At 70.9% G+C, this 9,881-nt stretch carries 11 protein-coding genes; 5 read left to right on the top strand and 6 right to left on the bottom strand.

Translation table 11 applies throughout. The features are described 5' to 3' along the window. Positions 1-125: 125 nt before the first annotated feature. The 4 genes from ACWGDE_RS31280 (at position 126) to ACWGDE_RS31265 (ending at position 4,013) form a co-directional block, all read left to right on the top strand. On the top strand, positions 126-893 hold the full coding sequence (locus tag ACWGDE_RS31280; protein WP_254384317.1) for an enoyl-CoA hydratase/isomerase family protein: 768 nt from the start codon (positions 126-128) through the stop codon (positions 891-893). 241 nt (positions 894-1,134) lie between these two features. Beyond that, positions 1,135-1,638 carry an ATP-binding protein gene (locus tag ACWGDE_RS31275; protein WP_453392400.1) on the top strand — a complete coding sequence of 168 codons (504 nt, stop codon included), beginning with the start codon at positions 1,135-1,137 and terminating at the stop codon, positions 1,636-1,638. A 387-nt stretch (positions 1,639-2,025) separates the two neighbouring features. Beyond that, positions 2,026-2,826: a polysaccharide deacetylase family protein gene (locus ACWGDE_RS31270; RefSeq protein ID WP_453392399.1), complete on the top strand. Its 801-nt coding sequence runs from the start codon at positions 2,026-2,028 to the stop codon at positions 2,824-2,826. Beyond that, positions 2,823-4,013 (top strand): YncE family protein, encoded by a 1,191-nt coding sequence (locus ACWGDE_RS31265; protein WP_453392398.1) that lies wholly within the window; start codon positions 2,823-2,825, stop codon positions 4,011-4,013. Before ACWGDE_RS31270 ends, ACWGDE_RS31265 begins: the two co-directional genes overlap by 4 nt. Before the next feature lie 109 nt (positions 4,014-4,122). Here the strand turns inward: ACWGDE_RS31265 and ACWGDE_RS31260 are convergent, their stop codons facing one another. Together ACWGDE_RS31260 and ACWGDE_RS31255 are read right to left on the bottom strand one after the other, a co-directional pair. Next, positions 4,123-5,361: a cytochrome P450 gene (locus ACWGDE_RS31260; RefSeq protein ID WP_453392397.1), complete on the bottom strand. Its 1,239-nt coding sequence runs from the start codon at positions 5,359-5,361 to the stop codon at positions 4,123-4,125. Further along, positions 5,342-6,115: a tRNA-dependent cyclodipeptide synthase gene (locus ACWGDE_RS31255; protein ID WP_453392396.1), complete on the bottom strand. Its 774-nt coding sequence runs from the start codon at positions 6,113-6,115 to the stop codon at positions 5,342-5,344. The genes ACWGDE_RS31260 and ACWGDE_RS31255 overlap by 20 nt, the downstream gene beginning before the upstream one ends. 254 nt (positions 6,116-6,369) lie before the next feature. On the opposite strand from ACWGDE_RS31255, the gene ACWGDE_RS31250 reads away from it, so the two are divergent. Continuing rightward, entirely contained in the window at positions 6,370-6,582 is a 213-nt protein-coding gene (locus ACWGDE_RS31250) for an EF-hand domain-containing protein (protein WP_453392395.1), read from the top strand. Between the two features lie 66 nt (positions 6,583-6,648). Here ACWGDE_RS31250 and ACWGDE_RS31245 read toward each other — a convergent pair whose 3' ends face one another. The 4 genes from ACWGDE_RS31245 to cbiQ are packed head-to-tail and all read right to left on the bottom strand — an operon-like array spanning position 6,649 to position 9,808. After that, positions 6,649-7,218, bottom strand: a complete 570-nt coding sequence (locus ACWGDE_RS31245; RefSeq protein WP_453392394.1) for a PadR family transcriptional regulator — start codon at positions 7,216-7,218, stop codon at positions 6,649-6,651. 9 nt (positions 7,219-7,227) lie between these two features. After that, positions 7,228-8,214: a hypothetical protein gene (locus ACWGDE_RS31240; RefSeq protein WP_453392393.1), complete on the bottom strand. Its 987-nt coding sequence runs from the start codon at positions 8,212-8,214 to the stop codon at positions 7,228-7,230. Between the two features lie 14 nt (positions 8,215-8,228). Then, complete coding sequence (locus ACWGDE_RS31235) at positions 8,229-9,062, bottom strand: energy-coupling factor ABC transporter ATP-binding protein (protein ID WP_453392392.1); 834 nt, start codon at positions 9,060-9,062, stop codon at positions 8,229-8,231. Further along, positions 9,059-9,808 (bottom strand): cobalt ECF transporter T component CbiQ, encoded by a 750-nt coding sequence (gene cbiQ / locus ACWGDE_RS31230; RefSeq protein WP_453392391.1) that lies wholly within the window; start codon positions 9,806-9,808, stop codon positions 9,059-9,061. The genes ACWGDE_RS31235 and cbiQ overlap by 4 nt, the downstream gene beginning before the upstream one ends. Between the last annotated feature and the right edge of the window lie 73 nt (positions 9,809-9,881).

Below are 9,881 nucleotides of genomic sequence, written 5' to 3'. Positions count from 1 at the left end.
CGGGCTGTAAATTGTACTGGGCGGTGTGTAACACGTCGCCCCCCCGGGTAGTTCGTCGTGGTGGCCGGGTGCTGTGACCCACAGCACCGGGCCACCTGGCGTTAACCGGCGCTAACCTTCCCCGTATGACCATCTCTCTCGAAGTCTCCGAAGGCGTCGGCGTCATCCGGCTGGACCGGCCGCCCATGAACGCCCTGGACATCGCCACCCAGGACCGGTTGCGCGAGCTCGCGGTGGAGGCGACCGACCGGGCGGACGTCCGCACGGTCGTCATCTACGGCGGTGAGAAGGTGTTCGCGGCCGGCGCGGACATCAAGGAGATGCAGACGATGGACCACGCGGCCATGGTCGCCCGGTCCCGCGGACTGCAGGACGCCTTCACCGCGGTGGCGCGGATCCCCAAGCCCGTCGTCGCCGCGGTCACCGGCTACGCCCTGGGCGGCGGCTGCGAACTGGCGCTGTGCGCCGACTACCGGATCGCCGCCGACAACGCGAAGCTCGGTCAGCCCGAGATCCTGCTCGGCCTGATCCCGGGCGCGGGCGGCACCCAGCGGCTGTCCCGGCTGATCGGCCCCTCCAAGGCCAAGGACCTCATCTTCACCGGCCGCATGGTCAAGGCCGACGAGGCGCTCACCCTCGGCCTCGTGGACCGGGTCGTGCCGGCCGCCGAGGTGTACGAGCAGGCGTACGCCTGGGCCGCCAAGCTGGCGCAGGGTCCGGCCCTCGCGCTGCGCGCCGCCAAGGAGTGCGTGGACGCCGGCCTGGAGGCCGACATCGACACCGGGCTGACCATCGAACGCGGCTGGTTCGCGGGCCTGTTCGCCACCGAGGACCGCGAGCGCGGGATGCGCAGCTTCGTCGAAGAGGGGCCGGGCAAGGCCAAGTTCCTCTAGTCGCGGAGTCGCGTCCTCCCTGTGGGTGGATTAGCCAGGCCTTAAGAGAACCTTAAGAGGAAAAGTTGATCCACTCAGCGTGATCACCGCCTTGCGGTACGTCACCGCAGGTCAGGTGCGTGCAACCGCCCTCCGGTTGCCGAACGCATATGCCGGAGCACCCCCTCGGAAGGCATGATTCCGGGGGGTGTTTTCCTGCGGAACGGCCCGGACGGCCGTACCGGCCGTCCATGATGGGTGCATGGCGGGTCTGGAGGGTGTGGAACAGCCGCGGCAGCGCAACAGCGCTTCCGCCGTACGGCTCACGGCGGCCCTGGAGGACGAACAGGGCCTCAAAGCAATGGAGTTGTACGGGAACCCGGCCGAGGCGGAAGTGACACTGCCGTCCATGCCCGAGTCGGCGAGCACCGCGCGCCGGCTCACCCAGTGCGTGGTGGTGCGCCTTTGGGGCCTCTCACCGCAGATCGCCGAGCACACCGTGCTGCTGGTCTCGGAGCTCGTCGGCAACGCCGTCCGGCACACCGGGGCCCGCTCGTTCGGTTTACGGATGCTCAGGCGCCGGGGCTGGATCCGCGTGGAGGTGCGCGACCCCTCGCGCGGGCTGCCCTGTCTGATGCCCGTGCACGAGATGGACACCACCGGCCGCGGGCTGTTCCTCGTGGACAAGCTCTCGGACCGCTGGGGCGCGGACCTGCTGCCGCGCGGCAAGATCACCTGGTTCGAGATGCGCGTGGCCGACCGCTGAGCCGTCGGGCGCGGAAACGCAGAAACCCCCTGTCGCCGTTGGTGGGGCGCTGCGGGGGTTTCATGGTGGTGCCGAGGATCGAAGGGGGTGTGATCCTCGGCAGGGGACTTCGCTCGGGTCAACGGGAAGCCGTGATTCCGACTATGGCAGACGAGGGACCAAATGCCAAAAGTCCCAAGTTGGACATAAGTGTGCATATCCTAAGAGTTTCCACCTAAATCTTAGGTGAGCTGGGCCACTGGCCTCGTAATCATTGAATAAGTATCCGCTGCTCTGAGTGAATCGTTGATCACATAGTGGACGGTGCTCCGGTCGGATGGTCCCCGTCGAAGGTCCCGAAATGGGTCAATCATTACCTGTGCGGGCAACCACCCCTTAAATGGGCAGGTGCTCTGCTACCCGGACCGCCGATCCGCCCTCCGTGCCGGTGCGGCGGCCGCCGCCGGCGCCCTCACCGCCGCCTGCGGCAAGGACGCCCGTACCGCCCCGACGGCCTCCGCCCCGTCCGCGCCTCCCGCGAAGGCCGCGCCGGACAGGGCGGCGACCCGGGGCAAGGCGGCCCCCGCCCCGCGCCGGTTCGCCGGGCAGCCCGTCGAGATCGGGCACGGTCCGCGCGGCCGCCCGGACGTCGCGCTCACCTTCCACGGCAACGGCGACCCCGCCATCGCCAAAGCAGTCCTCGCGGAGGCGGAGCGCGCGGGCGCGCGGGTGACCGTACTGGCCATCGGCGCCTGGCTCGACGCCCACCCGGAGATGGCCCGCCGGGTCCTGGACGGCGGCCACGAGCTCGGCAACCACACCCAGCGCCACCTGGCGATCAACACCCTGCCCGAGGCGCAGGCGTACGCCGAGATCACCGGCTGCGCCGACCGGCTCAAGCGGCTGACCGGGTCGATCGGCACCTGGTTCCGGCCGTCCCAGACCCAGTACGCCACCCCGCTCGTCCGGAAACTGGCCCAGCGGGCCGGCTACCCGCACGTCCTCTCCTACGACGTGGACTCCCTCGACTTCACCTCGCCCGGTGCCGCGGCCGTCATCCGCACCGTCATCGGGACGATCCAAGGCGGATCGGTGGTGAGCCTGCACTTCGGCTACGCGGACACGGTCGACGCGATGCCGCCCCTCCTCGAAGAACTCGCGCGCCGCGAACTGCGCGCGGTGACCACCACGGAGCTGCTGACCCCATGACGACCACCCGCCTTCCCCGGAAGGCCACCGTGCTGCTGGCCGGTCTGGTCCTCGCCGCCGCCCTGAGCGGCTGCGGGAAAGCCCAGAAGGGACCCGCCGAGGCGCTCGGCTCGAAGGGGCCGGCCGTGCCCGCCAAGGTCGTGCCGGCCGTGCCCCCGGGCCTGGCCGGGATGCCGCCGCTCCTCGATCCGAACGACGTGTACGCGGCCGACCGGCCGAACAGGCTCTCCCCGGTGGTCAAGGACTTCCCGTCGCGCGTCTACGTGCCGAACACCAGCTCCAACACGGTGTCCGTCATCGACCCCGTCACGTACAAGGTCATCGACACCATCCCGGTCGGGGTCCAGCCCCAGCACGTGGTCCCCTCCTGGGACATGAAGACCCTCTGGGTCAACAACAACCGGGGCCACACGCTCACCCCGATCAACCCGGCCACCGGCGAGGCCGGCAAGCCCGTCGAGGTGCACGACCCGTACAACCTGTACTTCACGCCCAACGGCAAGTACGCGGTGGTCATGGCCTCGATGGACAAGGAACTGGTCTTCCGCGATCCGCACACGATGAACCGCGTGAAAACCGTCCCGGTGACCTGTTTCGGCGTCAATCACGCCGACTTCTCCGCCGACGGCCGCTACTTCATCGTGAGCTGCGAGTTCTCCGGTGAACTCCTCAAGGTGGACACCGAGAAGATGGAGGTCATCGGCCAGCAGAAACTGCCGTTCGAGGGCGCGATGCCGCAGGACGTCAAGGTCTCGCCGGACGGAAAGACCTTCTACGTCGCGGACATGATGGCGCACGGCATGTGGGTGCTCAGCGGGGACAAGTTCGAGACCCCCAAGCTCCTGCCCACCGGAAAGGGCTGCCACGGCTTGTACGTCAGCCGCGACTCCAAGGAGATGTACGTCTCCAACCGGGGCGAAGGGTCCGTCTCCGTCTTCGACTTCACCCAGAACAAGCTGACGAAGAAGTGGGAGCTGCCGGACGGCGGCAGCCCCGACATGGGCGGGGTCTCCGCCGACGGCAAGGTGCTGTGGCTGTCGGGCCGTTACAACTCCGAGGTCTACGCGATCGACACCACCAGCGGCAAGCAGCTCGCCAAGATCCCGGTGGGCGGCGGACCGCACGGACTCGCCGTGTACCCGCAGCCCGGCCGCTACTCGCTCGGCCACACCGGCATCTTCCGCTAGCGGGGACGCCGGGGACGCCAGGGGCGCCGGTCACGCGAAAGTGCCCCGGGGGCTCGCACAGCTCCCGGGGCACGCTCATGAACTCGCCGTCACACCGTCACCGTCACCGTCACCAGGCGACGGGGAGGCGCTCCGGGAGTCGCTTGATGAACCCGGTCCGCCACACCAGGTTCTCCGCCGGTACCGCGAGGCGCAGTTCGGGCAGCCGCTCGACCAGCACCTCCAGCGCGATCTCGGCGTGTGCCCGGCCCAGCGCGGACGCCGGGCAGAAGTGCCGGCCGGCACCGAAGGCGAGGTTGGGGTTGGCGCCCTCGCGCTCCAGGTTCAGCTCGTCCGGGTTCTCGAAGGCCTCCGGGTCGAAGTTGGCGCCCTCCAGCAGGACGAGCACGAGCTCGCCCTCCTCGACCAGGACGTCGCCGACCTGGATGTCCGCCATCGCGATGCGCGGCAGGCCGTCACCGACGGACAGGTTCCAGCGCAGCAGCTCGTCCACGGCCTTGCCCATGCGCTCCGGGTGCTTGCGCAGGTACCCGATGAGCTCGGGCTTCTGCAGCAGCGCCAGGACCGCGAGGGTCAGGAAGGCGGAGGTGGAGACCGCGCCGGCCCCGAAGAGGGAGACGGCGACCGTGGCGAACATGTCGTCGGTCAGGTGCGCCGACTCCGGGTCCGCCTCCTTCAGCTCGGCGAACCTGCCGAGGAGCCCCGTACGCTCCTCGGCCGGAAGCGCGAGCTGCGCCCTCAGCTGCTCCTCGAAGTAGCCGACGTCCTTGTACCAGTTGAGCGCCGAGTCGGCGAACGGCTCGCGCGCGGTCATGAACGCGACGTCCAGCCCCGACATCAGGCGGCGCCAGTCCTCGAACGGCACGCCCAGCACCTGGCAGTGCATGGCCGCCGAGAAGGGGTCCGCGAACCCCGCCCGCAGGTCCGCCGGCCCGCCCTCTGCCACGAGCTGGTCGACGAGCTCGCCGGCCTTCGCGCGCAGCCGGTCCTGCAGCCCCTTCTGGCGCGGGTTGAGCGCCTTCATCACCGCGTTGCGCAGCCCCGCGCTGTTGATGTTGCCCATGTTGTTGACGACCTCGGGCGGGATCGTCAGCGCGTACTGGCGGGGGACGCCGGCGTTCGCCGTGTCCTTGAGGCTGAAGCGCTCGTCCTCCAGCACCTGCTTGGCCAGCGCGTAGCTGCTCACCAGCCAGGCCGGGTCCCCGGTGAGGGTGCGGACCTTCGCGACCGGCGCCTTCTCGCGCAGCCAGGTGCACTCCTCGGGGAGCACGTCACCGCGCCGCGAGAGCGGGAAGTCGAGGAGGGCCCCACCGGTCGGGTCGGTGCCCTCAAGCTGCTCGACGCTCATCGACGGTCCCTTCGACTGGTGCGGTGTGCGTTTGCGCGTTCGGGTTGGTCCGTACGTCTTCGCCCGCCTCGGGCCTCACGACGGCGTACGCCTGGTTCCTCGTCGCGCGCAGTCCCCCACCGCGCGCGAAGAGGACGTCGGTCATCGGCATCTTGACGTGGTAGGCCGCCACCGAGGACGGCACGTCGAGAATGCTTGGGGTGTCGATGAAGAACGGCAGCTCGGCCGCCATGTAATCGAAACACACCTGCAACTGTGCGTCGGTGATGGATTCACCTTCCGGCAACTTGGAGCCGACAAAATGCAGGGCCATTTCCTCGCAGCCCTTGCGGAATTCGTCGTCGGTCTCCAGGAAATGGAGAACGCGTCGGTGCAGGAGTTGGTAGACGGGATTCGTCTGGAACTCTGAAAGTGCCCTCACGCGGATCTCGGCGTGCGGAGGTCCTGATTCCTCCACGCCCTTGAGAATCCTTCGCCGGACTGCCTTTATTTCCTTCGTCGCGCGCTTCTCCGCGTGTTCCGGGGTGTAGCCGAAGGCGGCGAACATCCTGTCCACGTGGAGGTCTGCGTAGACGAAGTCGACCTGTGCGAAGCGGGTCGTGGCCCATCGGGCGAGGCTCGTGATGCGCTCGGAACTGAAGTAGCTGTTTCCAGGACTCACTCCGATGAGCACATGGTCGCCATCTTCCCAGATGTGGCGGCAGGTGCGGGTGAAGGGCAGAACTTCGAATGATGCGTCAGCTGTGATCGTCACCTGTGTGATCGCCCTTGTTGCCGCTTGTCCCTGGGAGCCCTGCGCTCCCGGTGTGGCGGCAATGTCGCTACGTTATGCGGTGGCCCCGGAGCGTGACAAGTGGGGGCTTGAATTGTTGGCCGGAATTATTGCTTCCGCACTACGGAAGAGTAATTGAATTTCTATCTGCCGCTCGAACGGGACCCGGGGCGTGAGGGGGCGGGGCGTGCCGCTACCCTGAGCCGGTCAACAAGCACCAAGAAGGGGTGGACCCAGTGGCGGACATCGAGAGCGCACGGACGACGTTCGGCAAGTTCGACGTGAACGGTGACGGCTTCGTGACGGCCGACGAGTTCCGTTCGGCGATGGCGGAGATGGGCGACCCGTTCGTCACCGGCCCCGTCGCGGAGGCCGTGATCGCCTCCAAGGACACCAACTCCGACGGCCTGCTGAGCTTCGACGAGTTCTGGGCCTCCCTGAACAAGTAAGCCCCGCGCCGCCCCCGGCCCCTGCCGGGCCGGGGGTGCGTCAGGCCCGCGGGCGGGTCAGCCGCGTCAGGCCTCGGGCCCGGCCGTGTCCCGCGCCGCCCCGGCCATGTCCTCGACCTCGGCCAGGGCCTCCTCCAGCCAGCGCAGCCAGAAGGTCTCCAGGCCGATCCCCGCGTGCAGCACGAGCCGGCGCAGCCGGTCCTCGTCCGCGTCCCGGCCGGCCGGGAAGTCCTTCTCCTCGATGCCCTCGTACACGGCCAACTGTGAGCGGTGCAGCGCCAGATGGCGCCGCAGCTCCTCGCCCAGGCCCCCGGTGCCGACCACCGCGGCCGCCCGGATGCGCAGCAGCAGGGGATCGCGCACCGGCTTCGGGTCGTTGCTCGCGCCGACCCACCGGACCAGCTCCCCGCTCCCGGCGGGCAGCACCTCGTACTGCTTCTTCTGCCCCCGTACGGGCACCTCGCTGGGCAGCGCCCGGATCAGCCCTGCCTCCTCCAGCCGGCCGAGCTCGCGGTAGATCTGCTGGTGCGTCGCGGACCAGAAGTACCCGATCGACTTGTCGAACCGCCGGGTCAGCTCCAGCCCCGACGAGGGCTTCTCGAGCAGGGCGGTGAGGATGGCGTGCGGGAGCGACATGCGGCCATCCTAGGTTTGCGGGAGATCGAGCACCGCGATGCCGGTCTCCAGGGCGATCGCCAGGCGGGTGCCGTCGGGGTGCAGGGCCGCGACCGGCGTGGGGACGTGGGTGACCCCGTACGAGCCCACCCGGCGCGGCACCGGGACCTCGGGCCATTCGGCGACGACGGTGCCGTCGGTGGCGTCGACCAGGCGGGGGTGCCCGCAGAGGCTGACCACCCGGTCGCCGCCGCAGGCGAGCAGCGTCCCGGCGGTGAACCCGAGCCGGGAGCGGTGGGTCCACCGCTCCTCGGCGCCGGACCACACGCCGATCTCCTGCGGGCCGAGGGTCACGGGCGCCTCCTCGTCGAGGGACTCGTCGCCCGTGGCGACGGCGACCCGGGCCCCGTCGAGCCAGCAGGCGGCGACGACCTCGCCCTCAACCCCCTCCGGGTAGGACACCCGGCCCCAGCCGTCGAGTTCGGCGGCACCGGCGAGCGCCTCGGCCAGGTCGAAGACCCACACCTCGCCGAACGGATGCCACACCCACCCCGCGGACAGCAGCCGCCGCCCGTCCGGGCTCACCGCGAGCCGGGAGTGGAACATGTCCTTCGGATCCCGCTCGGCGGGGGTCAGCCGCTCGCCCGTGGCCACGTCCTCGACCACGAGGTGGTTGTACTCCTCCGGACAGTGCACCAGCACCTCGCGGCCGTCCGGCAGCGCGCCGAGCGCGACCGGGTAGTCGTAGTCCTCGGCGTGGTAGTGGCTCCGGTTCAGCTCGCGCGCCATCCGCACGCCGTCCAGCAGGACCGCCTTGGTGCCGCGCTCCTCGTGGACCACCGTCCAGCGCCCCGAAGGGGAGCGGACCGCCCGGTCGAAGGGGAAGCGGAACGTGAACCGGCGGCCGTGGTCCCGGCCGTCCGGGGTCCAGCGGCGGAAGCCGCCGACGGGGTCGACGAGGTCGTCGCCCTCCCAGAACAGGGACTTCGGCCCGGAGGTCGCCTCGCGTATGCGCATCCGCGTGAACCTACCTACTGCCAGGCGGCCAGCGCCTCCGGATTACGGGGTCCGGGGGCGTCGGCCGCCAGCAGTCCGTGGGCCCGCAACAGCGCGGCCACCGCCGGGGACCAGGCCGCGCGCAGGCCCGCCGAGGCGAGGAGGTCCGGGTCCGACAGGAGGGTCCCGGCCGGGCCGAAGCGGATGCCCGACGGGGTCAGGACCGCCGCGTCGTCGGCCCAGCGGACCGCCAGGTCCACGTCGTGGGTGGCCATGACCACCGTCGTCCCGGAGGCCCGCAGGCCCGCGAGGACGGCGAGCAGCCGCTCCTGGCCGTCCGGGTCGAGGCCGGCCGTCGGCTCGTCCAGGATGAGCACGCGCGGCGCCATCGCCACCGCCCCCGCGATCGCCGCGCGCTTGCGCTGGCCGTAGGACAGGAGGTGGGTGGGGCGGTCCCGCAGGGCCGTGATGTCCAGGGCTTCGAGGGCCGAGTCCACCCGGGCGCGGACCTCCGGAACGGAGAGCCCCATGTTCATCGGGCCGAAGGACACGTCCTGTTCGACCGAGGCCGCGAAGAGCTGGTCGTCCGGGTCCTGCACCACCAGCTGGACGGACGTGCGCAGCCGGGTCAGGCCGGCGCGGTCGTACGCGACCGCCGTCCCGTCGAGCCGCAGCGTGCCCGTGCCGGGCCGCAGGCCCCCGCTCAGCAGCCGCATCAGCGTGGTCTTGCCGCTGCCGTTGCGCCCCAGCAGGACCAGCGCCCGGCCCGGGGCGATGGCGAAGTCGACGCCGGTCAGCACCGCGGGGCCGTCCTCGTAGGCGTAGCCCGCTCCGGCCAGCTCGATCAGGGGGGTCGCAGGCGGGTTCACAGGTACAGCCCCTTCAGGGTGAGGGTCAGGGTGATCACGGCGGCCAGCAGGGCCGCCGACGCCGTCAGGAAGCGCCACGACAGCGCCGCCTCCGGTACGAGGACCCGCAGCGCGCCGTCGTAGCCGCGTCCGGCCAGGCCCGACTGGAGCTTGGCCGCGCGGTCGAAGGCCCGTACGAAGGAGGTCGCGGCGAGCCCGGCCAGGGAACGCCACACCGCCGCCCGGCCGGTGTGCCCGAGGCGGGCGGCCTGGGCCCGGCGGACCTGGGCCATGGAGTCGAGGAGCAGGAAGCCGATCCGGTACATGACCAGGGCCACGTCCACCACGGGCGCCGGCACCCCGGCCCGGACCAGCCGGGGGAGCACGTCGGAGACCGGGGTGGTGAAGGCGAACAGCAGCAGCCCGAGGGAGGCCGCCGAGGTGCGCAGGAGCAGCTCGGCGGCGTGCCGGGGCCCGTCGGGGGCCAGGGCCACCCACCCCTGCGGTCCGCCGACCGCGAACAGCAGCGGCAGCGCCCCGGTGAAGCAGAAGCCGAGCGGGATGCGGAAGGCCCGCCACAGCTGCCGCCCGGCCACCCCCGCGGGGCCGAGCAGCACGGCGAGGGTGGCGGCGGCCACGAGCGGCCCGCCCGGCCAGGGCGGCAGGCACACGGCGGTGACCGTGAGCCCGATCCCGAGCAGGGCCTTCTCCAGTGGGTGCCGGGCGCGCCAGCGGCTGCCGTGCGCGGCCACGTCGATCGGCAGCACCGCCTATGCCTCCGGGGAGGCGGGGGCGGCGGGCGCTGCTGCCGCGGCGGGCGCTGCCCCCGCGGCGGAAGCG

The sequence above is a fragment of the Streptomyces sp. NPDC054956 genome (assembly GCF_053609185.1).
This window is presented reverse-complemented; position numbering and strand designations above follow the sequence as displayed.